Annotated in this window: 28 protein-coding genes and 6 pseudogenes; all 34 read left to right on the forward strand. The window is 32.2% G+C overall.

The genetic code is table 11. From position 1 onward, the window contains the following. Window positions 1–60 precede the first annotated feature (60 nt). A complete protein-coding gene (rpmJ, locus tag DZ64_RS0104630; RefSeq protein ID WP_024787455.1) occupies window positions 61–174 on the forward strand; it encodes a 50S ribosomal protein L36 in 114 nt (37 codons plus the stop codon). Between the two features lie 3 nt (window positions 175–177). Continuing rightward, on the forward strand, window positions 178–546 hold the full coding sequence (rpsM, locus tag DZ64_RS0104635) for a 30S ribosomal protein S13 (RefSeq protein WP_024789626.1): 369 nt from the start codon (window positions 178–180) through the stop codon (window positions 544–546). Between the two features lie 10 nt (window positions 547–556). Further along, window positions 557–949 carry a 30S ribosomal protein S11 gene (rpsK, locus tag DZ64_RS0104640; RefSeq protein ID WP_024789627.1) on the forward strand — a complete coding sequence of 131 codons (393 nt, stop codon included), beginning with the start codon at window positions 557–559 and terminating at the stop codon, window positions 947–949. A gap of 2 nt (window positions 950–951) precedes the next feature. Beyond that, window positions 952–1,578 carry a 30S ribosomal protein S4 gene (rpsD, locus tag DZ64_RS0104645; RefSeq protein ID WP_024789628.1) on the forward strand — a complete coding sequence of 209 codons (627 nt, stop codon included), beginning with the start codon at window positions 952–954 and terminating at the stop codon, window positions 1,576–1,578. Window positions 1,579–1,591: 13 nt separating this feature from the next. Further along, window positions 1,592–2,584, forward strand: coding sequence for a DNA-directed RNA polymerase subunit alpha (locus tag DZ64_RS0104650; protein ID WP_024789629.1), 993 nt, complete (start codon window positions 1,592–1,594; stop codon window positions 2,582–2,584). Beyond that, window positions 2,584–2,952, forward strand: coding sequence for a 50S ribosomal protein L17 (gene rplQ / locus DZ64_RS0104655; RefSeq protein WP_024789630.1), 369 nt, complete (start codon window positions 2,584–2,586; stop codon window positions 2,950–2,952). The genes DZ64_RS0104650 and rplQ overlap by 1 nt, the downstream gene beginning before the upstream one ends. Window positions 2,953–3,020: 68 nt before the next feature. Next, the gene (locus tag DZ64_RS0104660; protein WP_035003127.1) at window positions 3,021–3,317 is read left to right on the forward strand and encodes a NifU family protein; all 297 of its coding nucleotides are present in this window, start codon (window positions 3,021–3,023) and stop codon (window positions 3,315–3,317) included. After that, window positions 3,292–3,657 carry a hypothetical protein gene (locus DZ64_RS10670; RefSeq protein WP_024789632.1) on the forward strand — a complete coding sequence of 122 codons (366 nt, stop codon included), beginning with the start codon at window positions 3,292–3,294 and terminating at the stop codon, window positions 3,655–3,657. Before DZ64_RS0104660 ends, DZ64_RS10670 begins: the two co-directional genes overlap by 26 nt. Then, entirely contained in the window at window positions 3,654–4,856 is a 1,203-nt protein-coding gene (locus DZ64_RS0104670; protein WP_024789633.1) for a UDP-N-acetylmuramoyl-L-alanyl-D-glutamate--2,6-diaminopimelate ligase, read from the forward strand. The genes DZ64_RS10670 and DZ64_RS0104670 overlap by 4 nt, the downstream gene beginning before the upstream one ends. Before the next feature lie 124 nt (window positions 4,857–4,980). Next, on the forward strand, window positions 4,981–5,355 hold the full coding sequence (gene panD, locus DZ64_RS0104675) for an aspartate 1-decarboxylase (RefSeq protein ID WP_024789634.1): 375 nt from the start codon (window positions 4,981–4,983) through the stop codon (window positions 5,353–5,355). 280 nt (window positions 5,356–5,635) lie between these two features. After that, window positions 5,636–5,923, forward strand: a complete 288-nt coding sequence (locus tag DZ64_RS0104680) for a YbaB/EbfC family nucleoid-associated protein (protein ID WP_024789635.1) — start codon at window positions 5,636–5,638, stop codon at window positions 5,921–5,923. Then, on the forward strand, window positions 5,920–6,810 hold the full coding sequence (locus DZ64_RS0104685; RefSeq protein WP_024789636.1) for a hypothetical protein: 891 nt from the start codon (window positions 5,920–5,922) through the stop codon (window positions 6,808–6,810). Before DZ64_RS0104680 ends, DZ64_RS0104685 begins: the two co-directional genes overlap by 4 nt. 3 nt (window positions 6,811–6,813) lie before the next feature. After that, window positions 6,814–7,662, forward strand: a complete 849-nt coding sequence (locus tag DZ64_RS0104690) for a polyprenyl synthetase family protein (RefSeq protein ID WP_024789637.1) — start codon at window positions 6,814–6,816, stop codon at window positions 7,660–7,662. 328 nt (window positions 7,663–7,990) lie between these two features. Beyond that, complete coding sequence (gene tkt, locus DZ64_RS0104700; protein WP_024789638.1) at window positions 7,991–9,850, forward strand: transketolase; 1,860 nt, start codon at window positions 7,991–7,993, stop codon at window positions 9,848–9,850. Beyond that, on the forward strand, window positions 9,847–10,944 hold the full coding sequence (locus DZ64_RS0104705; RefSeq protein WP_024789639.1) for an alanine--glyoxylate aminotransferase family protein: 1,098 nt from the start codon (window positions 9,847–9,849) through the stop codon (window positions 10,942–10,944). The genes tkt and DZ64_RS0104705 overlap by 4 nt, the downstream gene beginning before the upstream one ends. Beyond that, window positions 10,945–11,754, forward strand: coding sequence for an ATP phosphoribosyltransferase regulatory subunit (locus DZ64_RS0104710; RefSeq protein ID WP_024789640.1), 810 nt, complete (start codon window positions 10,945–10,947; stop codon window positions 11,752–11,754). Next, a complete protein-coding gene (locus DZ64_RS0104715) occupies window positions 11,747–12,988 on the forward strand; it encodes an adenylosuccinate synthase (RefSeq protein ID WP_024789641.1) in 1,242 nt (413 codons plus the stop codon). The genes DZ64_RS0104710 and DZ64_RS0104715 overlap by 8 nt, the downstream gene beginning before the upstream one ends. 159 nt (window positions 12,989–13,147) lie before the next feature. After that, a complete protein-coding gene (locus DZ64_RS0104725) occupies window positions 13,148–13,549 on the forward strand; it encodes a flagellar export protein FliJ (RefSeq protein ID WP_024789642.1) in 402 nt (133 codons plus the stop codon). Continuing rightward, the gene (locus DZ64_RS0104730; RefSeq protein ID WP_024789643.1) at window positions 13,546–13,986 is read left to right on the forward strand and encodes a Sua5/YciO/YrdC/YwlC family protein; all 441 of its coding nucleotides are present in this window, start codon (window positions 13,546–13,548) and stop codon (window positions 13,984–13,986) included. The genes DZ64_RS0104725 and DZ64_RS0104730 overlap by 4 nt, the downstream gene beginning before the upstream one ends. Before the next feature lie 13 nt (window positions 13,987–13,999). Beyond that, on the forward strand, window positions 14,000–14,473 hold the full coding sequence (locus DZ64_RS0104735) for a hypothetical protein (protein WP_024789644.1): 474 nt from the start codon (window positions 14,000–14,002) through the stop codon (window positions 14,471–14,473). Further along, on the forward strand, window positions 14,470–15,636 hold the full coding sequence (locus DZ64_RS0104740; protein WP_024789645.1) for a nucleotide sugar dehydrogenase: 1,167 nt from the start codon (window positions 14,470–14,472) through the stop codon (window positions 15,634–15,636). Before DZ64_RS0104735 ends, DZ64_RS0104740 begins: the two co-directional genes overlap by 4 nt. A 78-nt stretch (window positions 15,637–15,714) precedes the next feature. After that, window positions 15,715–16,755, forward strand: coding sequence for an NAD-dependent epimerase (locus tag DZ64_RS0104745; protein ID WP_024789646.1), 1,041 nt, complete (start codon window positions 15,715–15,717; stop codon window positions 16,753–16,755). Window positions 16,756–16,895: 140 nt separating this feature from the next. After that, window positions 16,896–17,129, forward strand: a complete 234-nt coding sequence (locus tag DZ64_RS10675; protein WP_201768469.1) for a four helix bundle protein — start codon at window positions 16,896–16,898, stop codon at window positions 17,127–17,129. Between the two features lies 1 nt (window position 17,130). Further along, window positions 17,131–18,198 carry a UDP-glucose 4-epimerase GalE gene (galE, locus tag DZ64_RS0104755; protein ID WP_051429992.1) on the forward strand — a complete coding sequence of 356 codons (1,068 nt, stop codon included), beginning with the start codon at window positions 17,131–17,133 and terminating at the stop codon, window positions 18,196–18,198. A 355-nt stretch (window positions 18,199–18,553) separates the two neighbouring features. Then, window positions 18,554–19,366 (forward strand): UTP--glucose-1-phosphate uridylyltransferase GalU, encoded by an 813-nt coding sequence (gene galU / locus DZ64_RS0104765; protein ID WP_024789648.1) that lies wholly within the window; start codon window positions 18,554–18,556, stop codon window positions 19,364–19,366. Between the two features lies 1 nt (window position 19,367). Next, a pseudogene (glmS, locus tag DZ64_RS14025) lies at window positions 19,368–21,085 on the forward strand (glutamine--fructose-6-phosphate transaminase (isomerizing)). Between the two features lie 20 nt (window positions 21,086–21,105). Beyond that, a pseudogene (locus DZ64_RS14030) lies at window positions 21,106–22,170 on the forward strand (sugar phosphate nucleotidyltransferase). Window positions 22,171–22,187: 17 nt separating this feature from the next. After that, window positions 22,188–22,370: pseudogene (locus tag DZ64_RS0104790) on the forward strand (four helix bundle protein); the annotation flags it as partial. Between the two features lie 47 nt (window positions 22,371–22,417). Further along, window positions 22,418–23,206 (forward strand): annotated as a pseudogene (locus DZ64_RS14035) (GDP-mannose 4,6-dehydratase); the annotation flags it as partial. Between the two features lie 40 nt (window positions 23,207–23,246). Next, window positions 23,247–23,459 carry a hypothetical protein gene (locus DZ64_RS11785; protein ID WP_024789655.1) on the forward strand — a complete coding sequence of 71 codons (213 nt, stop codon included), beginning with the start codon at window positions 23,247–23,249 and terminating at the stop codon, window positions 23,457–23,459. Window positions 23,460–23,576: 117 nt separating this feature from the next. Further along, a complete protein-coding gene (locus tag DZ64_RS0104815; RefSeq protein WP_236618653.1) occupies window positions 23,577–23,807 on the forward strand; it encodes a DUF1016 domain-containing protein in 231 nt (76 codons plus the stop codon). 81 nt (window positions 23,808–23,888) lie between these two features. Next, window positions 23,889–24,329: pseudogene (locus DZ64_RS14040) on the forward strand (hypothetical protein); the annotation flags it as partial. Continuing rightward, entirely contained in the window at window positions 24,319–25,230 is a 912-nt protein-coding gene (cysD, locus tag DZ64_RS0104830) for a sulfate adenylyltransferase subunit CysD (RefSeq protein WP_024789658.1), read from the forward strand. The pseudogene DZ64_RS14040 and the gene cysD, both read left to right, overlap by 11 nt. A gap of 36 nt (window positions 25,231–25,266) precedes the next feature. Next, window positions 25,267–26,357 (forward strand): annotated as a pseudogene (locus DZ64_RS14045) (sulfate adenylyltransferase subunit 1); the annotation flags it as partial. Between the last annotated feature and the right edge of the window lie 156 nt (window positions 26,358–26,513).

Below are 26,513 nucleotides of genomic sequence, written 5' to 3' on the forward strand. Positions count from 1 at the left end.
AAATGAAGAGTGAATTTCTTTTTCACTTTACACATCAGGAACTTAAAATAAGGGGATATTATGAAAGTAAGAGCTTCAGTTAAAAAAATTTGCCCGAAATGCAAAATCGTTAAAAGAAAAGGCGTTGTCAGGGTAATTTGTGAAAATCCAAGACATAAACAAAGACAAGGATAAAATATGGCAAGAATTGCAGGTGTGGACTTACCAAAAAACAAAAAAGTAGAATATGCGCTTCCGTATATTTACGGAATTGGATTAACTCTTAGTAGAAAAATTCTAAAAGACACTGGGATTGATCCAAACAAAAGAGTTTATGAACTAAGCGAAGAAGAAGTTTCAACATTAAACAAAGAAATTCAAAATAATTACATAGTTGAAGGTGAACTTAGAAAAATAGTTCAGCTTAATATCAAAGAACTTATGGATTTAGGGTGTTATAGAGGTTTAAGACACAGACGTGGCCTTCCTGTAAGAGGACAAAGAACAAAAACTAATGCAAGAACCAGAAAAGGTAAGAAAAAAACTGTTGGTGCAAAAGCAAAATAAAGGGTGAATGATGGCAAAAAGAAAAGTAGTTAAAAAGAAAAAAATTAAAAAACAAGTAGGACGTGGAATAGTTTATATTTCAGCTACATTCAATAATACAATGATTACTGTTACTGATGAAATGGGTAATGCTTTATGCTGGAGCTCTTCAGGGCATTTGGGATTTAAAGGAAGTAAAAAATCCACTCCGTTTGCTGCACAGCAGGCAGTTGAAGATGCTATGGCTAAAGCAAAAGAATATGGAATTAAAGAAGTAGGAATTAAAGTACAAGGACCAGGTGGCGGTAGAGAGACAGCAGTTAAAACTGTCGGTGCAATTGAAGGAATTAAAGTACTTTGGATGAAAGACATTACTCCTCTGCCACATAACGGTTGTAGACCAAGAAAAAGAAGAAGGGTGTAACGATGGCAAGATATACAGGACCGGTTGAAAGAATCGAAAGAAGACTTGGAGTAAGTTTAGAGCTTAAAGGTGAAAGAAGATTAGCTGGTAAATCTGCACTTGATAAAAGACCATACGCACCGGGTCAACATGGACAAAGAAGAACAAAAATTTCAGAATACGGATTACAGCTTAGAGAAAAACAAAAAATTAAATATTATTACGGTGTACTTGAAAAACAATTTAGAAAATTTTTCCAAGAAGCAAACAGACAAGAGGGCTCAACAGGGGAAAACTTAATTAAATTACTTGAGAGAAGACTTGACAATGTTGTTTACAGAATGGGATTTGCATCTACTAGAAGATTTGCAAGACAGCTTGTAACGCACGGACATATTTTGGTTAACGGTAAAAAAGTCAATATTCCTTCATATTTGGTAAAAGAAGGTGACAGAATAGAAATTAAAGAAAAAACTAAAAATAATACTCAAATTCAAAGAGCTTTAGAATTATCTAAACAAACTGGAATAGCCCCTTGGGTTGATGTAGATATGGATAAAAAAGTAGGCGTATTCCAAAGAATTCCTGATAGAAGTGAAGTAAACATTCCAGTAGAAGAAAGATTAGTAGTTGAGTTGTACTCTAAATAATAGGGGTTAAAAAATGAATAAAATTAAAACAGAAGTTATTGTCCCAAGTGAAGTTTCATATAAAGAAGAAGAAAATAAAGCAAATATTGAAATTTATCCTTTTGAAGCTGGGTTTGGGGTAAGCGTAGCCCATCCCATAAGAAGGGTTCTTATTGCTTCCACTCCCGGTTTTGCTCCCGTTGCTATGAAAATAGAAGGGGTAAAACACGAGTTTGATTCACTAAAAGGTATGCTTGAAGATGTTGCAAGCTTTATTATTAATATTAAAAACATCAGATTTAAATTAAAAGAAGGTGACGAGGCAGTAGTAGATTATCATTTTGTAGGTCCCAAAGAAATTAAAGGGGCCGACTTGGAAAATGATAAAATAGAAATTGTTACACCTGAGAATTATATAGCCACGCTTAATGAAGAAGGCGAGCTTAAACTTACATTAATTATAAAAAAAGGGATGGGATTTGTAGCCGTTGAAAATTTCAGAGATTCTCTTCCTGAAGGATTTATAGGACTTGATGCATATTTCAGCCCGATTAAAAAAGTTGTTTATAATATAGAAAACATATTGGTTGAAGACGACCCTAATTTTGAAAAAGTTATTTTCGAAATTGAAACAGACGGACAAATTTCTCCTATAGAGGCGTTTAAAAATGCAATAGATGCGTATTTGAAACAATTCAGTATATTTACAAAAGAATTTAACATTGAAACAAAAACAGCCAAAAATGTAATTTTGGATGATACTTACGATATATTATTCGAACCGATAGAGGGCTTAAATCTCAGAAGTAGAAGTTTTAATGCGCTTGATAGGGCCGGAATCAAATATGTTGGTGAACTTGTTTTAATGGGTAAAGAAAAAATAGCCAATATTAAAAATTTAGGGGCAAAATCACTTGAAGAAATATTTGATAAATTAGATGAAATAGGATTTTCTATCAATAAAACACTGCCGCTTGAAATTAAAAAAGTTATTGAAGAAAAATTATCAAAACTTAAGGAGAATTAATGAGACACAGACACGGATACAGAAAACTGGGAAGAGACAGCGAGCACAGAGCCGCACTTCTTAGAAACTTGGCATGCGATTTGATTGAGCATGAAAAAATTGAAACAACCGTTCCTAAGGCGAAAGAGCTTAGAAGATATATTGAAAGATTAGTAACTCGTGCAAAAAATGCTGATTTTAATACGCACAGATTCATATATTCAAAACTTGGAAGCAACAAAAGAGCAAAAGCGGCGACTCAAAAATTAATTGATATTATTGCTCCTAAATTTAAAGAAAGAAACGGTGGATATACCAGAATTATTAAAACAAGATTCAGAATCGGCGATGCGGCTGAATTATGTACAATTGAATTTATTCAGGATTAACCCTCTTTTTCTTTTCCCCTATTGATTTAATTAATTTAATTTGTTATATTTAGCAAAAAAGGATAAATATGGCTGAAATTCCATTTTCCAATGAAGAGCTTAAAGAGGCTGTAGCCGGTGTAATTGAAGAGCTTCGTCCTATGCTTCAGATGGACGGGGGCGATGTTACATTGATAGATGTTCAAAAACCTGTTGTATTTGTTCAGCTTCAGGGCGGATGTGTAGGATGTGCAAGTGCCGGGGCCACGCTTAAATACGGTATTGAAAAAGCCCTTAAAGAAAAGATTTATCCGGATTTGGCAGTAATGAATGTGCCGCACGGATATGAGGATAAATTAGATGAGTTACTCAAATATTCATTCTGAAATAAAAGCTATTTTAAAAGAGGCGATTGAGAAAAAAGATTATAAAAAAGTTATGAAAATAATAAATTCCCTGTTTTTGGAAAATGATATAAATCCTGAAGCAATGAACGGTATTTTGTTTAAAGATGTAAAAGAAATTATTAAAACAAAAGAGGATTTGGAAAATATAATTCTTTCAACAAAAGTAATTTTTGAAAAAAAAGAAGAAGTGCTTGAATTTTTTGAACTTTTATTAAAGTACGGATTCAGGGAAAACGCTATTAATTATTTTGAAGATTTGATATTTAATATAGATGATTTGGATTTAATAGAAGGATTTAATACACTTTTAAAACAATGAATTATGAAAAATTAATAAATAAAAATTTAATTACAGATAATACAGAAGAATTAAATAAAAATAAATTTTTTTTAAAAACTTTTCAAAACGCCAAATATTCAAAACATATAAACTCTTTTTTAACCCCGGAAGATTTATTAAAAAACATTAAAACAAAATTTATAGGAATAACCGGTACCAACGGAAAAACAACCACCGCTTTTGTACTTGGGTATCTGCTGAAAAATTTAGGATACAATGTGGCTGTTCAAGGCACAGATGGGCTTTTTGTAAACGGAAAAAAAGTTGAAGAAAAAACGCTTACAACCCCTTCAATATTTACTACAATAAAAAGGGCTTACAGATATAAACCAGATTTTTTTATTATGGAAGTAAGCTCACACGCAATTGCACAAAACAGAATTGAAGGAATAGAATACTCGGCAAAAATATTAACTTCGTTTTCTCAGGACCATTTAGACTATCATAAATCAATGCAGGAATATAAAAAAGTTAAAGAAAGTTTTTTTCAGGACGAAGCTGTCAAAATAATTAATGGCAAGTTAAAAGTTAAAAGTGAAAAGTGTAAAGTAGAAGTAGGCGGATATGATTTTAATGTAAATTGCAAAAATTTGTATGTTTTAGAAAAACCTATAATTGAAAATATTCCAATGGCTGGAGAATTTAACAAAATGAATTTTTCTCTTGCAATTAAAACAGCTGAATTATTAACTAACTATTCACTACTCACTACTCACTATTCACTTTTTAGAGGTGTTCCCGGCAGAATGGAAATAGTATCTATTAATCCTCTGATAATTGTAGATTTTGCCCATACTCCCGACGGAATGCAAAAAGTAATAAGTTCTGTTAAAGGTAAAAAATTAGTGGTTTTCGGTGCAGGAGGAAACAGGGACAGGGAAAAAAGAGCAAAGATGGGGGCAGTTGCAGACGAACTGGCTGAATATATAATTCTTACAAACGATAATCCAAGGTGTGAAAATCCTGTTAATATAATAGAAGATATAAAAAAAGGAATTAAAAAAACGCCTTTTGAAATAATCGTAAATAGAAAAGAGGCTATAAAAAGGGCTGTTGAAATTTCAAAAAATTTTGATGCAGTTCTGATTTTAGGAAAAGGAGATGAAAAATATATGGAATTTTGCAATAAAAAAATCCCTTTTAGTGACAAAAAAGAAATATTAAAATATTTGCACTAAATTAATATTATATTAATGTTTTAATATATAATGCGAATGTGATATAATAATATAAAGATATATAAATGCAAATACCAAAAAAAGAATATTTAATTGAGTGGAATTCTGGGTTTAAGGAGATTAAATGAATATAAAAATGCTTTACAGCAAAATTCACAGGGCAACCGTAACAGATGCCAATTTAAATTATGTGGGCTCCATTACTATTGATGAAGAACTGATTGAAAAAGCAAAAATGCTTGTAGGTCAAAAAGTGGATATTGTAAATATCAATAACGGGGAGAGATTTTCCACTTATGTAATTAAAGGAAAAAAAGGCAGCGGCGAAGTGTGTTTAAACGGTGCGGCGGCAAGAAAAGTGCATGTAGGGGATAAAATTATTATTATTGCTTATGCGTCTATGGAGCTTGAAGAAGCAAAAAAATTTAAACCGTCTGTTATAATTGTAAATGACAATAATGAAATAATTGAAATTACAGATAATTTAAAGGCTGAGTGATGAAAACTATTGAAATAAAAATAAACAATACCTATTTAGTAAATTAATTAAAAAACAAAAAAATTAAGCCTTAAATGAAATATGAAGTTAGGATTTTAGAAACTGCTAAAACAAGAAATTAAAAAATTAACAAAAAAATATAAAAATATAAAAGAAGATTTAAAGGACTTAGTAAGTATCTTTAAAACGGGATAGAATTAGGAGATTCTTTTTATAAATTAAGAATAAAAAATTCTTCTTCTAAAAGAACAGTATCTGTTATCTTTATTAAAGGAGTAAAATGTTTGGAAATATGGATTTAAACGAAATGATGAAAAAACTTCAGGAAAGTATGGCTGAGGCTGACACTAAAACATATACCGCTGCGGCGGGAGGGGGAATGGTTGAAGCAACCGCAAACGGAAAATTTGAAATAATAGATTTGAAAATAGATGATTCCCTGCTTGATGACAAAGAATCAATGCAGATTTTAATTATGAGTGCTGTGAATGATGCTGTTAAAATGGCTTTGGAAGATAAAAAAACACAGGCTCTCAATATGTTCGGCGGGCTTAATTTGGGACAATGAAAAAAATAATATTTATAATCCCCCTTTTTTTGTTTGCTTTTATAGATTTTTCTCCCTGCCTTAAAAAATATTCTTTTATTGAAATGTCAATACCTGTTTCTAAAAATTCAAGTATAGTTTTTGATAATAAAAACTGCATAAAATACGACCCTTTTACAGGAATGTGCCTGATTAAAGAAAAGAATAAAAAAACGATTAAATTTTATGATAATCCAAAGCTTGCATGGTGGATGGCATCAATTAAAAAAAATAAAATTTATGTGGGAAATTTTGCCGAGGATATGAACTTCTTAACCCCCGCAAAACTCAGTGTAAAAACACTTAAAAATTCTGTTATCTCAGATATGTTCTGCAGGGCTTATGGGATAGGCAGGGCAGACGGATTTATAAAAAGTGAATATATTAAACATTTTATAAAGTACGGCTGTTGGGGGGATGTGGGAATTGATACTGATGAAAATATGAAAATCATCTCTTTTGACCCTTTTTATGTAAAAGGGCTCAGGCTGGGAGAAAAAATAATTTCAATAAATGCCCGTCCGGCAACTCCGCAGATTTTTTCAAAATATATTTTGCTTGGAAAACCGGGAAATATTGTAAAGATTAAAACTGCCAAACATATATATAAAATCAGGATTAGAAAAAAAGAATACGGTTTTACACCTCTAATGCATTTAGGAATTGTTGTAGATAAAAATTTAACAGTTATAAAACTTCCGGATAATCTGAAAGAAAAATATTATATTAAAGAAGGAGCAAAACTGATAAAAATAAACAACAAAAAAATTTCTTCTTTCAATGAGCTTAAAAAGGTGCTTTCCACTTATAAAAATGTTACAATTACATTGAATTTTCAAGGTATAATATTAAATATTCCCTTAAGGTAAGTAATGGAAGACTTTATAAAAAAAAATTTAATTAGCGCCAAAAGCTTTCATCCCTTTTTTGAAAAAGCGTTAAACGAAATGCTAATAGCCGGAGGAAAAAGATTTAGACCGAAACTTCTTTTGGCGGTGGTAAACGCATATAATCCGCTTTTAGCGGATAATGCTAAATATGCGGCTTTTGCAATTGAACTTATTCATACATATTCTTTAATTCACGATGATTTGCCCGCAATGGACAATGCGGCTCTCAGACGGAACCATCCAACCCTTCATACAACTTATGATGAAACAACCGCTATTTTGGTCGGAGATGCCTTAAATACATATGCTTTTGAGGTTTTAAGCAAAGCCCCGTTGCATAATGATATAAAAATAGAACTTATTAAAATCCTCTCAAATGCGGCAGGTCCGAACGGAATGGTTTTAGGCCAGGCGGTTGACTGTTATTTTGAAAATAAAAAGCTTAATTTGGATGAGCTTAAATTTTTACATATAAATAAAACTGCAAAAATGATAGCTGCATCTCTTAAAATGGGGGCTATTATTGTAAATAAACCTAATTTGGCCGATAGGCTTTATGATTTTGGACTTAAACTTGGGCTTTTATTTCAAATTCAAGATGATTTACTTGATTTGCTTGATTCATCAAAAACAGGGAAAACAACGGGCGTGGATGAAAATAAAAATACATTCGTTACTGTTTTGGGAGAAGAAGAAGCAAGAAAAAAGGCGGATAATTTAGCAGGTGAAATAGAAAAAGAAATAAAAAATTTTGATGAAAATTTAAAAAATGAGCTTGAAAAAATTTTAAGTAAATATTTAAATAGGCATAGAGTTATTAAAAGAAAATAAAGATTTGGAAGTGTTGCAAGGGGAGAAGATACTAAAAACAGTGATATTGATATTGTTTATATCAGATAAATTTCATACTTTTGATAACTATTTCGATTTAAAGTATAAATTAGAAGATAAATTTAAAAGAAAAATTGATTTAGCTACAAAAGAGATGATAAGAGAGGATATTATTAATGCATAGAGATAAATCTCTTTTTTTAGATGACATATTAGAATCTGTTAATGCTATTGAAAGTTATGTTGTTTATATAGATTAAGCTTTTAAAGAAGCTTATGAGAATACTTAAGATATTTAGAAATACTGTCTCTTATAAAGGAGGATAAAATAAATAGCAANAAAAAAATGGCAGATACAATAAGGTTTTTGGCGGCTGATATGGTGCAAAAGGCGAATTCGGGGCATCCCGGGGCCGCTTTGGGCCTAGCTGATATAATGGTGGAGCTCAGTGAAGTTATCAATCTGACCCCGCATAACCCTCATTTTATAAACAGGGACAGACTGGTGTTTTCAGGCGGGCATGCAACGCCGCTTATTTATTCAATGCTTTATTTATGGGGATATGATATTACAATGGATGATTTGAAAAATTTCAGGCAGCTTGGCAGCATTACCCCGGGTCATCCAGAATTCGGGCATACTCCTGGGATTGAAGTGACAACTGGACCTCTTGGTCAAGGCGTGGCAAATGCCGTAGGCTTTGCAATGGCCAAAAAATTTTTACATAAAAAATTTCCGGAAATTAGCCATAAAGTGTGGTGTCTGTGCGGTGACGGGGATTTGGAAGAGGGCATAAGTTATGAAGCCTGTTCAATTGCCGGAAGCGAAGGGCTTGAAGATTTGATTTTAATATACGACAGTAATAATATTTCTATTGAAGGCGAGGTCAGCAAAGTATTTAAAGACGATATTAAAAAAAGGTTTGCTTCCCAAAATTTCAGAGTGCTTGAAATGAATGGGCATGATTATGAAGATATTGCCAAAACACTTAAAAAAGCACTTCAAACGGACGGAAGACCTACTATTATAATAGCAAAGACAATTATCGCAAGGGGTGCTGTCGGGCTTGAAGGAAGCGAAAAAACACACGGCGCGCCTCTTGGTGAAGATGTTATAAAGAAAAGTAAAAAAGCAGCCGGATTTCCTGATGATAAAACTTTTTTTGTGCCTGATGATGTACTGGTCAGGTTCAGATGTGTAAAAGAAAAAGGTGAATTATTAGAAGCCGAATGGAGAAAAAAAGCAAATACCCAGGAAATTGAAGAATTTTTTAACAGGGATTTTAGTAAAATTAAATGGCCTGAATTTGAAAAAAATGTCAGCCTTGCCACAAGAAAAAGCAACGGAGAAATTTTAAATGCAATTGCAAAGGCAGTTCCGTCTTTTCTTGGCGGAAGTGCGGATTTGGCCCCGTCAAACAACACCCATTTAAAAGATGAAGATGATTTTCCTCACGGGAGAAATTTACATTTCGGTATCAGGGAACACGCAATGGGGGCTATAAACAATGCCTTTAGCGCATACGGGTTTTTGCCTTACGCTGCCACATTTTTGGTATTTAGCGATTATTTAAGAGGAGCGCTTAGAATATCGGCGCTAAGTTCACATAAAAATTACTGGATATTCACACATGATTCCATTGCACTCGGGGAAGACGGGCCGACCCATCAGCCGGTTGAGCATTTAACGGCGCTTAGGGCTGTTCCTAATCTTTATGTTTTCAGACCCGCAGATGCGAATGAAAATGTAAACTGTTGGAAGACGGCACTTAATATCGACGCACCGGTTGCTTTTGCCCTTAGCCGTCAGGGGCTTAAAAACATTACTCCAAAAGATGTTGATTTAAGCATGGGGGCTTATGTTTTAAAAGAAGGTGACGGGGTTACACTCCTTGCAAGCGGAAGTGAAGTGAATTTAGCAATGGAAGTTGCTGAGGAAATTGATGCAAGGGTTGTAAGTGTGCCTTGTTTTGATCTGTTTGATAAACAGACACAGGAATTTAAAAAAGGGCTCTTAAAAGGAAAAGTTATTGCCATTGAAGCCGCACGGGGGCTTGAATGGTATAAATATGCCGATATGGTGATTGGAATGGAAAGTTTTGGCGCAAGTGGAAAGGGAAGTGAAGTTTATAAATATTTCGGATTTGACGCTGAAAAAATTATAAATAAAATAAAGGATAACAAATGATTTTAGCAACACCGGGACCTGTTGAAATCCCTTATTTTGTAAGGGAAACTTTTTTAAAAGAGACAATACACCACAGAACGCCTGAATTTAAACAGATTCTGCTTGATACTCTTGAAAGATTCAAAAAAGTGACCCATCTGCCCGAAGCCGTATTTTTAACAAGTTCCGGAAGCGGGGCTATGGAGGCGGCTGTAACAAACATTGTAAAACAAAAAGCCCTAACAGTAAATGCCGGAAAATTCGGTGAAAGATGGGGAAAAATCTGCAATGCGTTTAATATCCCTTTCAGGGAAATAAAATATGACTGGGATACCCCTGCTGCGGCAGATGATATTGTTGCAGCTGTCGAGGAAGATGAAGAAATAGATTCAATATTTATTCAGATTTGTGAGAGTGCGGGAGGGCTCAGGCATCCGGTTGAAGAAATTGCGGCCGAAGTTAAACTGATAAACCCCGATATCATAATAGTGGCAGATGCTATCACCGCTATGGGGGTTGAAGATATAGATACCGCAAATATCGATGTTTTGGTAGGCGGAAGCCAAAAGGCGTTTATGCTTCCTCCGGGGCTTGCAATGTTAGGTTTCAGTGAAAAAGCCGTTGAAAGGATAGGAAGCGGAAAAGGATTTTATTTTAACCTTGCAAATGAAATAAAAAAACAGCGTGAGGGCTCAACATCTTTTACACCAGCAACAAGTCTGGTTATTGCATTGAATGAAGTGCTTAAAAAATTAGAGAAAATAGGGTTTGAGAAGCATTATGAAACAACGGCTAAAAGACACAGTGCACTGCTTGCGGCTATTGAAGAAATAGGACTTACTGTTTTTCCTCAGGTGCCGGCACCTTCAATGGCTGCGGTTTACAGTGAAAAAGTGGAGGAAATCAGAAAAATATTGAAAGAAAAATATGAAATCAATGTTGCGGGAGGCCAGGATTTTATGAAAGGCAAACTCTTTAGAATCAACAATATGGGAATAATAGAAGAAAATAAAATGGAGTATATTGTTAATTCACTTGAACTTGCTTTAGATGAGCTTGGAATCAGAAAATATGACGGCAGTGCACTCAGAACATATACCGAGGAGAGAAAATAGATGATTTTTAAACATGAAATCCCGTCCGGGAGCAGATTTTATTTCGGCAGTAGTGCTAAAATAAAAAGGGAAATAGAAAATGTGGCAAGTGAAGTTTTTGATGCCAATGAGTTCGAAGAAATAATCACACCCTATTTTTCCTACCATCAGCAAATTGCATTAAGTGAAAAAGATATTATAAAATTAACCGATACCCAAAATAGAAATTTGGCCCTGAGGGCCGATTCTTCCATCGATGTAATAAGGCTTGTTATTAAAAGGCTTAAAACCGAAGCTAAAAAATGGTTTTATATTCAGCCTGTTTTCAGATATCCGAGTCATGAAATATATCAAATAGGTGCTGAATGGCTTGAAGGGGATTTAAAGGAAATTGTAAATATAAACAAACAGATTTTTAAAAGGCTTAACAAAAATTACACCCTTCAGATTTCACATATTAAAATTCCAAGAATTGTATGTGAATTAACGGGACTTCATTTGGAAGATATAAAAAAAATGAGAATATATAAATTTAACGAATCCTGGCTGCAAAAACTTCTTTTTGTAAATTCAAAAAAGGATTTGGAGGATTTAAGCGTTTATCCGGAAGAAATCCAAAAATACTTAAAAGAAATTAAAGATATTGCAAACGAAGAAGACATAATTGCCCCTCTTTATGTAACGAATTTAAGGTATTATACGGGAATTTTTTACAGATTTATAAAAGATAATGTTGTTTTTGCAAAAGGCGGAAGATACAAAGTGGACGGAATCGAAAGTGTAGGCTTTTCTGTTTATACGGATAATCTTTTAAAGGATATGAATGGTTGATTTAATAGTCGGGCTTCAATGGGGAGATGAGGGAAAAGGAAAAATAGTAGATTTGGTTGCAAAAAACTATGACGTTGTAATCCGCTCTCAGGGCGGGCACAATGCGGGGCACACCGTTGTATTAGACGGTAAAAAATACGCCCTTCATTTACTGCCAAGCGGCGTACTTAATCCAAACGCTGTGAATGTGATAGGCAACGGGGTTGTGGTTTATCCTCCCCAGCTTATAAAAGAAATAAAAGAATTTGATAAGAATATAAAAAATAGACTGCTTATTTCAGATAAAGCTCATATGATACTTGATCATCACATAGCAATAGATAAGGCCCGCGAAAGACTAAGGGGTAAAAATGCAATAGGTACAACAGGCAGGGGGATAGGCCCTGCCTATGCAGATAAGATTGCAAGAGCCGGTGTAAGGATGGGTGAACTTAAGGATATTGACAAATTGATTGGAAAACTGAGTGATTATTATGAAATGAACAAAGGCTATTTGGAATATCTCGGGGTAAAAATTCCTGATATTGACGATGTTAAAAAACAGTTAATCTTTTATAAAGAGGAACTTTTTGAAAACATTACAGACACTACAAAATATCTTTGGGATAACATAAGTAAAAATATGCTTCTTGAAGGTGCCCAGGCTACACTTCTTGATATAGACCACGGGACTTATCCGTATGTTACAAGCTCAAACACGATAGCTTCCGGAGCGTTAACCGGCAGCGGAATTCCCCCTAAAAAACTGAATAAAGTCACAGGGATAGCAAAAGCGTATACAACACGGGTTGGCAACGGCCCTTTTCCTACTGAGGAATTAGGTGAAGAAGGAGAGAGAATAAGAAAACAGGGAGCAGAATTCGGTACCACCACCGGAAGGCCTAGAAGATGCGGATGGTTTGATGTTGTGGCGGCAAAATACGCCATTACTATTAATAGCTGTGATGAAGTGGCGTTGATGAAGCTTGACGTGCTTGACGGATTTAAAGAAATAAAAGTGGGTGTGGGATACGAATTAAACGGAAAAAGACTTGATTATTTTCCGAGTGATTTGGATAACGTAAAACCGGTTTATGAGGTTTTGCCTGGATGGGACGGAAGCAGCGGGGCAAGAAAATGGAGTGATTTACCTGATAATGCCAAAAAATATATAGAATTTTTGGAAGAAAAAATAGGCTGTAAAATAAAATATATTTCAACGGGAGCCGAGAGGGAAGATACAATAGTTAGGTGAAAGGGGTGAGTAGTGATTTGTGAGTTGCCAAGTTCCAAGAGGCCAAGTGAAAAGTGTAAAGTTAAAAATGGAAAATGGAAAATGAGCGAAAATGAGCAAAGCGAATTACGCTCACCTGGCTATCAAAAGCGGCTATGGTGGAAAAATGGAAAGTGAAAATTGAAAACGAAATTTTCAGCAGTTGTAAAAGTTAAAAAACAAGAAGTTGATAAAATTGAAAAAGATATACAAAAAATAAATTATTCTATAACCGAACTTAATAAAAAAATAGAAGAACTTCAAAATATTCTTTTTTCTTTAATTCCTCCTCAAAATGGAAATTTTTCTCTTTTTTCACAAATTAAAACACAGCAGAATCTTTTAAGAAATGAAATTGAAAAATTTAAAAACCAAATACTTTTTTTAAAAAGCAGAAAAAATGAACTTATGAATGAGCTTAAAAAAGCAAATATTGAATATGAAAAAATGAAATATTTAGAAAACGAAGAAATTAAAAAAATAATAAAAAAAGCAAAACTTAAAGAAGCTAAAGATATGGATGAAATTGCTATAAAAAAATGAATCCAAATAAAATATATTTAGTTCAAACAGATACAACCGTTGGGTTTTTGTCTAGAGATAAAAAAAGATTAAATAAAATAAAAAACCGTCCTATAAACCAGCCCGTTTTAATAGAAGCGGACAGTTTAAAAACTTTAAAACAATTTGCAAGAGTTCCCAATAAATTTAAAAACAGGGTAAGAAGAAGTAAAAAAACCACTTTTATATATCCAAATAAAAAAAGTTTCAGGATTGTAAAAGATGAAAGACATTTGGAGTTTTTGAAAAAATTTTCCTGGATGTATTCCACTTCCGCCAATAAAAGCGGCAGAAAATTTGATGAAATGTGGGCTAGAAACACAGCCGATGTTACAGTGGAAAATAAAAGAGGCCTTTTTGAGGGAAAACCTTCTAAGATTTATAAACTTTCAAGAAATAAAATAAAAAAAATAAGATAATGGAAAATTGACAATGGGCAAAAAATTTAGTTTAAAAAAGTCATTTTACATTTTACATTTTACATTTTACATTTTTATTTTTGGTTGTGCCACAAAAACAACCACGATTTATGCGGTAATCGACACTCCTTTTGTAAAAGCGGCTGATCAGGGATTTTTGGAAAAAGGCTTTAATTATAAAAAACTTATAATTTATAAAGATGCCAGTGTTCCGGTTGAATTTACTATTTACAAAAACAGTGTTTGCTTAAATAAAAAATGTGTTTCAAAAAATAGATTTATCAAAAAACTCTCTCCCGAGTACCCCAAAAATCTTATAGATAAAATAATAGAAAAAAAGCCTATTCAAAATTTGGGTAAAATTATAAAATTAAAAAACGGTTTTTTGCAAAAAAATTTAAGGTTTTATTATTTAGTAACAAAAAATAAAGTTTTATTTAAAGATAAAAAGAAAAAAATTTTAATTATGATAAGGAAAATAAAATGAAAATAGCAATCGCCGGGACAGGATATGTAGGGCTAAGCAATGCGGTACTTCTTTCGCAAAACAACGAAGTGGTGGCTCTTGACATAATCCCTGAGAAAGTGGAAATGGTAAATAAAAGAATATCTCCAATCGAAGATAAGGAAATAACTGAGTTTTTCCAGACAAAAAAATTAAATCTAAAAGCCACTACTGATAAAAAAGAAGCTTACGAGGGGGCTGAATATGTGGTAATAGCAACTCCTACGGATTACGACCCTGTTACCAATTATTTTAATACCAAATCAATTGAAAGCGTTATAAAAGATGTAATAGAAATAAATCCATCAGCTACAATAGTAATCCGCTCAACCATCCCGATAGGTTATACCGAAAGAATTAAAAAAGAATTTGATTTTAAAAACATATTTTTTGTTCCCGAATTTTTAAGAGAAGGTAAGGCTTTATATGATAGCTTATATCCAAGCAGGATTATTGTGGGTGAAAAAAGCGCTAAAGCCGAGATATTTGCCAATTTACTTAGAGACGGCGCATATAAAGAGACAATTCCGCTTGTTTTTACAAACAATACCGAAGCCGAGGCGGTTAAACTTTTTGCAAATACCTATCTTGCCATGAGGGTTTCATTTTTTAATGAACTGGACAATTTTGCCATATCAAAAGGCCTTAATACAAAAGAAATAATTGAAGGTGTGTGTCTGGACTCAAGAATCGGAATGCATTATAACAACCCTTCATTCGGATACGGCGGATACTGTCTTCCAAAAGACACAAAACAGCTTTTGGCAAATTACAGGCTTGATAACGTTCCGCAGAGACTTATTGATGCGATAGTGGAATCCAATGTAATAAGAAAAGAATTTATTGCAAAAAGATTACTTGATAAAAAACCGGAAACAGTCGGTGTTTATAGGCTCATTATGAAAGCGGGAAGCGATAATTTCAGAAGCAGCGCCATATTTGATGTGGTTGAAATGTTAAAACCTTTTGTAAAAATAGTAGTTTATGAGCCAAAGGCAAAAGGGGATGAAATAGAGGATGTTGAATTTAGCGACAGTTTGGGCGAACTTAAAGAATGCGATGTAATTTTAGCAAACAGAATTGATGAAAATTTAGAGCCAATTAAAGATAAAGTTTACACAAGGGATATTTATTCTAAAGACTAATTTTAAGTTAAAAATGAAAAATGTAAAGTGAAAAAGGAAGAATAAATATAAATAATAAATAAGTGAAAAAGGAAGAATATGAAAATATTAGTAACAGGGACAGCAGGATTTATAGGATTTCATTTGGCCAACAGACTTGCCAAAAGAGGAGATGAAGTAGTAGGGCTTGATTGTATAAATGATTATTATGATGTGAATTTAAAATATGCAAGGTTAAATGAGGCTGGAATTGACAAGGAAAAAATAGAATATAACGAAATTGTAGAATCTAATAAATATCCTAATTACAGGTTTATAAAACTAAACCTTGAAGATAAATTTAATCTTTTTAAGCTTTTTGAAAAAGAAAAATTCGATAAAGTATGCCACCTTGCGGCACAGGCAGGGGTTAGATATTCACTTAAAAATCCGGATGCTTATATCAGTTCAAATATTGTAGGGCATATGAACATACTTGAGGCCATAAGACACAATGGAGTAAAAGCTCTTTCGTATGCAAGCAGCTCGAGCGTATACGGGCTAAATAAAAAACAGCCTTTTTCAACAGATGATAATGTAGACCATCCTGTCAGTCTGTATGCCGCTACAAAAAAAGCAGATGAGCTTATGAGTCATACATATTCATATCTTTACAATATTCCTACAACAGGGCTGAGGTTTTTTACCGTTTACGGGCCTTGGGGAAGACCTGATATGGCACTTTTTAAATTTGTAAAAAATATACTCTTAGATAAACCGATAGATGTATATAACTATGGCGATATGCAAAGGGATTTTACATATATAGACGATATTGTCGAAGGGGTGATAAGGGTAATTGACAATCCCCCAAAACCAAATCCTCAGTGGAACGGAAGGACGAGCGAGAGTGTGGCTCCGTATAAAGTTTACAATATAGGAAACGGCGCTCCGGTTAGACTTATGGATTTTATAGAGGCAATTGAAGAAGTACTTGGTAAAAAAGCTAAAAAAAACCTGCTTCCAATGCAGCCCGGGGATGTTGCAAGCACATGGGCCGATACGACTGATTTGCAAAAAGATTTAGGATATAAGCCTTATACAGATGTAAGAGAGGGAATTAAAAAGTTTGTGGAATGGTATAGATGGTTTTATAAATGATGAATGATGAATGATATAATGTTAAATGATGAATGAGAAATTTTGGATGTTAAATTATGAATAAGAAAGGAAAAATTAAAGAAAATAATATATAATTGAAGTGAAAAAAGAATATATAATGTCAAAACAATTATTAAGATGTGGAACTTCAATTGGCAAATATAAAGGAAGCTCAAGCTGGTATAACTAAAAAAGATTTTGTTTCAAAAATGAGTATAGTGAATAAAGAAGCAAGAGAAACAAAATATTGGCTAAGATTATTAAATGATAGTGGTTATTTTGAAGAAAATAAAAAATTGTTAAAAGAAATTGATTCAATAATCAATATTTTGACTAAAAATATTAAAGCATTACAAAAAATCAAAAAGGGCTAAAATGAAAACAAATTCAACATTTAACATTAAACATCTAACATCTATCTTAGTTACCGGCGGGGCCGGATATATAGGAAGTCATGTTGTAAAGCTGCTTTTAGAAAACAGTGATTATAATGTGACTGTTATTGACAGTTTAGTTACAGGATTTAAAGATACAATTGATACATTAAAAACTATAAGGAATTTTGATTTTATTCAAGCGGATTTGAGTAATTGGAAAGAAATTAAAGGTATTTTTAAAACAAAAAAATTTGATGTTATTATTCATTTTGCTGCAAGCCTGATTGTGCCTGAGAGTGTAGAAAAGCCTTTAAAATATTATTTAAACAATACAGCAAATACTGCAAATTTAGTAAAACTTGCCAATGAATATAGTACTAAAAAATTTATATTTTCTTCGACTGCGGCGGTATACGGCGAACCGGATATGAAAGTGAAAAGTGAAAAGTTAAAAGTAAAAAATGTCGGTATTAGTGAAGATTTTCCTACAAATCCGATAAATCCGTACGGACAGAGTAAACTGTTCAGCGAAAAAATAATTCAAGATGCAGCAAAAGCAAATCCTGAATTTAAATATGTTATTTTTAGATATTTTAATGTGGCGGGGGCGAGCCCCGATTTGATGATAGGGCAGAAAACAAAAGATGCAACCCATTTAATAAAAGTGGCAAGCGAATGTGCTGTGGGGAAAAGAGATAAAATATATATTTTTGGGGATGATTATCCAACACCTGATGGAACCTGCATAAGGGATTATATTCATGTAGTAGATTTAGCGGATGCTCATATTAAAGCAATTGATTATTTAGATAATGAAAAAAGTGATATTTTTAACGTAGGATACGGCAGGGGCGCTAGTGTAAAAGAGGTAATTGATACAATGAAAAAGGTAAGCGGGGTTGATTTTAAAGTAGAAAATGCTAAGAGAAGGGCGGGAGATCCAGCAATGCTGATTTCAGACAATACAAAAATAAAAGAAAAAATGAAATGGCAGCCAAAATATGATAATTTGGAATTTATCTGTAAAACAGCGTATGAGTGGGAAAAAAAGCTAAATAAATTATGAATGTTGAATTATGAGTGGTAAATTATGAGTGGTAAATTGTGAATGGTATATTTGTATATACTTTTAATAAAAAAGGTTCTTATATGGAGGCAATAGCAAAAGTTTTTATAAGTGGGAATTCACAGGCAATTAGAATACCTAAAGAAAATAAATCCAGAAAAAGTAGAAAGAAAATGAAAAAATAACAATAATCCAATAAATAGCAGAAAAGGTTGGGATGAAGCATTTAAAAAAATGCACAAAAATAATGATGATAAACTTTTAATTGATGATAGTTTAGATTGGGATATGGATGTGTTTTAAATTCTCCAAGACCAACTAAAAACGATTAATGTTATTAGAATAAGGAGAAAAGATGATTAAAAAAGCTTTATTTCCGGCAGCAGGATATGGGACAAGGTTTTTACCAGCAACTAAATCAGTTCCAAAAGAGATGCTGCCGGTTGTAAATAAACCTTTAATTCATTATGGTATTAAAGAGTGTATGAATGCGGGAATTTTTGAAATAGGATTTGTAACAGGTAGAAATAAAAGAGCAATTGAGGATTATCTGGATTTTTCACCTGAACTTGAAGATAAAATAAAAGATTCAAGCAAAGCCAAACTCCTTAAAGAAACAAATGAAATGATAGAAAAATGCACTTTTACATATGTAAGGCAAAAAGAGATGTTAGGGCTTGGACATGCGGTTTTAACTGGAGAGCCACTTATTGGCAATAATCCTTTTGCAGTTGTTTTAGCAGATGATTTATGCGTTGGGGAAGTTTTATCTCAAATGGTTAAACTTTACAAAAAATATAAATGCACAATAATAGCTGTGGAAGAAGTGGATAAAAACGAAGTAAATAAATATGGAATCGTAGCCGGTAAAAAAATAGAAGACGGTGTAATTATGGTAGACGATATGGTTGAAAAACCGGATGTTGACAAAGCCCCTAGTAATTTAGCAATTATAGGAAGATATATTTTAACTCCTGATATTTTTGATTTGTTAAGAAAAATAAAACCTGGAAAAGGCGGGGAAATTCAGCTGACTGACGCTATAAAAATGCAGGCAAATGAAGGAATGGTAATAGCATATAAGTTTAAAGGGAAAAGGTTTGATTGCGGAAGTATTGATGGATTTATAAAAGCTACTAATTACATGTATGAAAATATGAAAGGTTAATATGTGTGGAATAGTAGGGGTTAAAGGAATAAAAAACCCACAGGAGTTTTTAATAGAAGGGCTTAAAGAACTTGAATACAGAGGATATGACAGTGCCGGAATCGCTGTTATGGACGAAGGGGAACTTAAAGTAATAAAAACTGTCGGAAGACTGAAAAACCTGGAAGTTAAGTTAAAAAATATAAAATTTATTAATCCGAAACTTGGAATAGGTCATACCAGATGGGCAACTCACGGAAAACCTACTGAACTTAATGCTCACCCCCATATAGGAGAATTTAGTGCGGTTGTTCACAATGGAATTATTGAAAATTATCAAGAAATTAAAAAAGAGCTTGAAAAAGAGAATATTTCATTTATATCACAAACTGATACAGAAGTAATTGTTAAACTTTTTGAGCATTTTTACAGTGGCAATGCATTTGAAGCGTTCAAAAAAACACTTGAAAAGCTAAAAGAAAGAGCCTCAAAAGATATTTTTTGCTAAAAAAGGAAGTCCTTTAATTGTAGCAAAAAACGAAGACAAATTTTTCTTTGCTTCATCCGACGCGCCTCTTGTGGGATATGCAAACAGCGCACATTATCTGGAAGACGGTGAATACGGATATGTTGACAGTGAAATTCAGTTTTAAACCTCTTCCTACAAATAGAGAATCAGCCAAAAAAGGTGGATTTAGATTTTACATGGAAAAAGAGATTTATGAACAATATGATGTTTTAAAAGAAAATACACTAGGACGTAATACAAAAGATGGTATTATATTTGATGAGCTTGACAAAAGCTTTTTTGAAGGGATTAATAATATAATTATTTCAGCATGCGGGACTAGCTATCATGCAGGATTAGTTGGGAAATATTTAATTGAAAGAGATGCAAAAATAAGAGTAGATGTAGAGGTTGCAAGCGAGCTTAGATATAGAGAGCCGCTTCTTAGTAAAGATACTCTTTTTATAGTAATTTCTCAAAGCGGAGAGACAGCCGATACCCTTGAAACTCTTAAAATGGCAAAAAAAGCAGGGCTTAAAACACTTGCTTTATGTAATGTGGATAATTCTTCAATTGTTAGAGTTGCAGATAGGACAATATTGCTTAGGGCTGGAATTGAAAAAGGAGTAGCTTCTACAAAAGCATTTGCTACACAAGTTATGACCTTATGGATGCTAAGCAATTATTTAGCAAATAAAAACGAATATGAAATTATAAATCAAGCAATTGAATCCACAAAAGTAAATCCAAAACTACACGAAAAAATTAAAAGGCTTTCAAAAAGATATCTTCACGGACACGGATTTTTCTTTATAGGAAGAGATATTTTTTATCCTCTTGCACTTGAGGGAGCACTGAAACTAAAAGAAATAAGCTATATTCACGCAGAAGGCTACCCGGCAGGCGAGATGAAACACGGCCCTATTGCATTAGCTGACCCTGAGCTTTTTGTAGTAGCGCTTCTTAGTAAAAATATACTTTTTGAAAAAACAAAATCAAATATTGAAGAACTAGTCGCAAGAGATGCTACTGTTTTAACAATTTCAAGCGAAGAGATTGAATTAACTGATGATTATGTTAAAATTTCATTAGCAAATCATCCAATGGTAGAATTTTTTGAAATGATGGTAATCACTCAACTTTTAGCACTAGAAGTTGCTGTTAGACTTGGAAATGATGTAGATATGCCAAGAAACTTGGCAAAATCTGTAACGGTTTTGTTAAAATTATAAAAAAATTTAGGAGAAAGTTTTTGAAAAATATAATTCTTTGCGGGGGGAGTGGAACAAGGCTATGGCCGTTAAGCAGAAAACTAATGCCAAAGCAGTTTATAAAACTTTTTGATAATAAATCACTTTTTCAGCTTACAGCAAAGAGAACATTAGATCAATTAGAAGAGATAAATAAATTAGCCCTCGCAGCGTTTCAAAGCAATGAAGATGAAATACTTTTTATAACTCCAAGCGATCATTTAAAAAAAAATGAAAAAAAAATATGAAGAAGCGATAACAAAAGCAAAAGAATTAGCCCAACAGAGGATATATAGTAACATTTGGAATAAAACCAAGTGAAGCTCATACAGGATACGGATGGAATAGCGGAATGTTTATGTTTAAAGCGGGAGTGTTTTTAGAAGAACTTAAAAAATATGCTCCTGAAATTTATGAAAAAAGTTTAGAAGCTTATAAAAATGCAAAAAAAGATAAAAATATTTTAAGAATAAGATTAGATGATATGTCAAAAATTCCTGAAAAAAGCATAGATTATGCAGTTATGGAACATAGTGATAAAATAAAAGTAATTAAATCAGATTTTAAATGGAAAGATTTAGGTGATTTTGACAGGACTTGAAGATTTTATTGTAATAGATACCAATGATGCTTTACTCATAACAAAAAAAGGCAAAACACAAAAAGTAAAAGATGTGGTAAAAAGGTTAAAAAAAGAAAATAAAGACTTAACAGAATTTCATACCACAGTACATAGACCGTGGGGAATATTTGAGAATTTAATTGATGAAAACGGATATAAAATAAAAAGAATAATAGTAAAACCGGGAAAAAGACTTTCCCTTCAAAAACATTTTCACAGAAGCGAACATTGGGTAGTAGTAAGCGGGACAGCAGAAGTTCAAGTGGGAGATAAAAAATATTTAGTAAGACCAAATGAATCAACATACATAAAAATGGGAGAGATTCACAGATTGTCAAATCCAGGTAAAATACCTGTGGTATTAATTGAAGCACAGGTTGGCGAATATTTAGGTGAGGATGATATTGTAAGATTTGAAGATGATTTTAATAGAAGTATGTGCTAAGTGATAGGTGCTAAGATATGAAATGTGAAAAGTTAGATTTTTGGAAAAAATCTTCAAGAATGTGTGCTAATGTATATAAAGAATTAAAAGAGTTAAAAGATTTTGGTTTTAAAGATCAAATAATTAGAAGTGCATTATCTATAGCAAGTAATATTGCAGAAGGACTGGAAAAAGAATCTCTAAAAGAACAGATTAGATTTTTCTAAAATGCTAACAGGATTATCAAAATATCATAAAAAGGAAAAGTATGAAAAAAAATAATCTTAAATTTCAAAACTCAAATCTAAAACCTAAAAAAGGTCAAGATGGGAGTTATTTAGCAGAATTTTTACTTGAAAAAGGTTATGAAGTTCATGGTATAAAAAGAAGAACAAGCCTTTTTAATACGAAAAGAATAGACCATTTATATAAAGACCCGCATGAAGAAAATGTAAATTTCTTTTTACATTACGGAGATATGACAGACAGTATGAATATAAATATACAACCTTGCAGCACAATCACATGTAGCAGTTAGTTTTGAAGAACCGGAATATATCTGATATGGATTAGTTCAGGAAGTACCGCAAAGTGAAAAAACACCATTTTATCCAAGAAGTCCTTATGCAGTAGCTAAACTCTATGCGTATTGGATTACGGTAAATTATAGAGAAGCGTATAATATGTTTGCTTGCAATGGAATACTTTTTAATCACGAAAGTCCAAGACGTGGAGAAACATTTGTAACAAGAAAAATAACAAGAGGAATGGCAAGAATCCTTTTAGGACTTGATAAAAAACTTTATTTAGGGAATCTAAGTGCAAAAAGAGATTGGGTAATAGCGACAGGTAGAACCACAGAAATTAGAGAATTTGTAAGACTTACAGGAAAATATCTTGGGTTAGAAATTTCATTTGAAGGTAAAGGAAATACTTCAAAACCTTTTAACAACATCCACAATATATTATCGATCATGTAAAAAATTTGATAGGAAAAGATATTGTAAATGTAGACCCTAAATATTTTAGACCGACAGAAGTTGATTTACTTTTAGGAAAAAACTTGGATGGGAGTCAAAAATAACTCTTGAAGAGAGATGGTAGAGAGTGATTTAAAAGAAAACTATCAAGAGCTTGTTGATAATTTACAAGATTATAAAAAAATTTTAGAAGATTTAAAATTTAAATTTAAATCTGCCCAAATAAAATCTTTTTTAAAATTAAACAGTGATTTTATTGTTATGTTGGTAAAAAATTTATTGAAAAATATAAGTAATGATATATTAAAGGATTTTCTTATAGAAATTTAAAATTTATTAGACAATGGGTAAATTTTTGGGATAATGAAAAAGGGAAACAACTTGTTTCCTTATTGTTTCAAATCCCATGGGGACATAATTTAATTGAAAATATAAAAGATTTTTTAATTGAATTTGACAGGGGGTTTGCATTTGTGGCAGTATAAATTAGAAATAGAAAATCAAGAATTTAGAATAGATTTATTGTTTTATCATCTAAAACAGCCAATAGGAGTTAGTGAATATAGATTAACTACAAAACTTCCAGATAAATTAAAAGATACAATTCCAAGTATTGAAGATATAAAAAAAAGGGACATACAAATGTCATCAGTACTTATAGAAACAGACAGCCTTTAAATGATAAAGTTAAATGGGTTTTTAAAAAATGAAAAACCTGAATATGTATTTTTAGCAGCAGCAAAATTTGATTTAGAAAAATCAGGCAAACCAATGCGAGAATTTTTATATTCAGACGATATGGCGGATGCTTGTGTATTTTTAATGGAAAATGTAGATTTTAAAGACATTGTTGATGGGTATATTAGTAATTCGTATATTGGTGAAAACAAACAAATAACACCAATACACATATAAATATAGGAACGGGTAAAGACATCTCAATAAAAGACCTTGCATATTTGATTAAAGATATTATTGGTTTTCAAGGAGACTTTTATTTCAATACAGAAAAACCGGATGGAACGATGAGAAAAGTTACAGATGTTAGTAAGTTGCATAGTTTAGGTTGGCAGTATAAAAAAACCTTATAAAGAAGGAATTGAAAAGGTATATAGATGGTATGTAGAAATGAGCGAGCAGCGAGTAGAAAATAATCTACCGACGTTTATGAATGGTATAAGGATTTATCATGATAGATAATGAAAGATTAACACATTTAAAGCAACTTGAAGCTGAGAGTATATATATATTAAGAGAAGTTGCTGCAAATTTTAGCAATCCGGTTATGATGTATAGTATAGGAAAAGATAGCTCAGTTATGCTTCATTTAGCTATGAAAGCATTTTATCCAGGAAAACCTCCTTTTCCTCTTTTACATGTAGATACATTATGGAAATTTAAAGAAATGATAGAATTTAGGGATAAAAGAGCAAAAGAGTTGGGTGTAGATTTATTGGTATATTCAAATCCTGAAGGGATTGAAATGAATATAAATCCTTTTGTTCATGGGAGTAAGGTTCATACAGATATAATGAAAACAGAGGCTCTTAAAAAAGCACTAAATAAATACGGATTTGATGCAATAATAGGAGGAGCTAGAAGAGATGAAGAAAAGTCTCGTGCAAAAGAGAGAATTTTTAGCTTTCGTGATAAAAATCACAGGTGGGATCCAAAAAATCAAAGACCGGAACTTTGGAATTTATATAATACCCATATTAATAAGGGTGAAAGTGTTAGGGTTTTTCCTTTAAGTAACTGGACAGAACTTGATATTTGGCAATATATTTATTTAGAAAATATTCCTATAGTTCCACTTTATTTTGCAAAGGAAAGACCGGTAGTAGAGTGGGAAGGTGCTAAAATAATGGTAGATGATGATAGAATGCCAGAAGAACTTAGAAAAAAAGCAAAAATGGAAAAAGTAAGATTTAGAACTCTTGGATGTTATCCTTTAACGGGGGCTATAAATTCAAATGCTGATACTCTTCCTAAAATAATAGAAGAAATGCTTTTAAGCAGGACAAGTGAGAGAGAAGGAAGACTTATAGATAAAGATCAGGAAGGCAGTATGGAAAAGAAAAAAATTGAAGGATATTTTTAGAAATAATAGAAACAATAGAATCGATAGAATTAATAGTTAAAGCAGCATGAAAATAAAGAGATGCTCAGGTTTATTACATGTGGAAGCTGTGGATGAAGACCAATTGCTCAGGCAAAACAAGAAAGTAAAAAATACGGAACAACAAATGAAGAGATTGATTTTGCTCTTTTAATAGATGGACTTCAAAGCGAAAGAGAACAGGGAATAACAATAGATGTAGCTTATAGGTTTTTTAGTACAGATAAAAGAAAATATATCATTGCAGATACCCCAGGACATGAACAATATACAAGAAATATGGTAACAGGCGCAAGCACAGCTGATTTGGCTGTAATTTTAATAGATGCAAGAAAGGGAGTTTTAACTCAAACAAGAAGACATACATTCTTAGTTGTAGTAGCTATTAATAAAATGGATTTAGTGGATTATTCAAAAGAAGGATTTGATAAAATAGTAAAAGATTATAAAAAAATGTTTGAAAAATTAAGATTTTCTCTTCCTTATAAAGAGTATGGAAGCTAAGATTGATTTTATTCCTGTAAGTGCTTTAAAAGGTGATAATGTAGTTGATAATTCGAAAAACACTCCTTGGTATTCCCGTTCAATATGTAAACAGGCCTAATCTTGATTTTAGAGGATTTTTAAATGATGAAATAGATATAAGCAGAGGAGATTTGATAGTAAAAAGTGAGGAAAAAGAGCCTAAGTTTAATGACAGTTTTGAAGCATTTGTAGTTTGGATGGATGAAGAACCTTTAAAAAACAGGGAATATATATTAAAACTTTATACTAAAGAGACGAATGCTATTATTTCAAAAATTTTATTTAAAAAAGATGTAAATACATGGGAAAAAATAGAAGCTAAAACACTAAAATTAAATGATATAGCAAGGGTTCAGATAGATTTGAGCGAAAAGATAGCATTTGATTTGTATGAAGAGAATAAAGGAACAGGAGCTTTTATATTAATAGATAAAATTACAAATAATACTGTTGCAGCAGGTATGATAGTGGGAGAAGCTACTAAAAGAAAGAATAAAAGAATATATACTCCAAGTGAAATAGCTCTTAATAAATTTATAAGAGAACATTTTCCTGAGTGGGAATGTAGAAAAATAGGTGATTGAGGTATTGGGTATTTGGTGTTAGGTTCTAGGTGAAAAGGTGATAAATGGGTAATTTTAGAGAATTAAATGTTTGGCAAAAATCAAAAAGTTTAGTAGTAGATATATACTATTTAACAAATAAAAAAACTTTTAATGTTAAAAGAGTTATAAGGTATC

Source organism: Lebetimonas sp. JH292 (genome assembly GCF_000523275.1).
Taxonomy (GTDB): Bacteria; Campylobacterota; Campylobacteria; order Campylobacterales; family Nautiliaceae; genus Lebetimonas.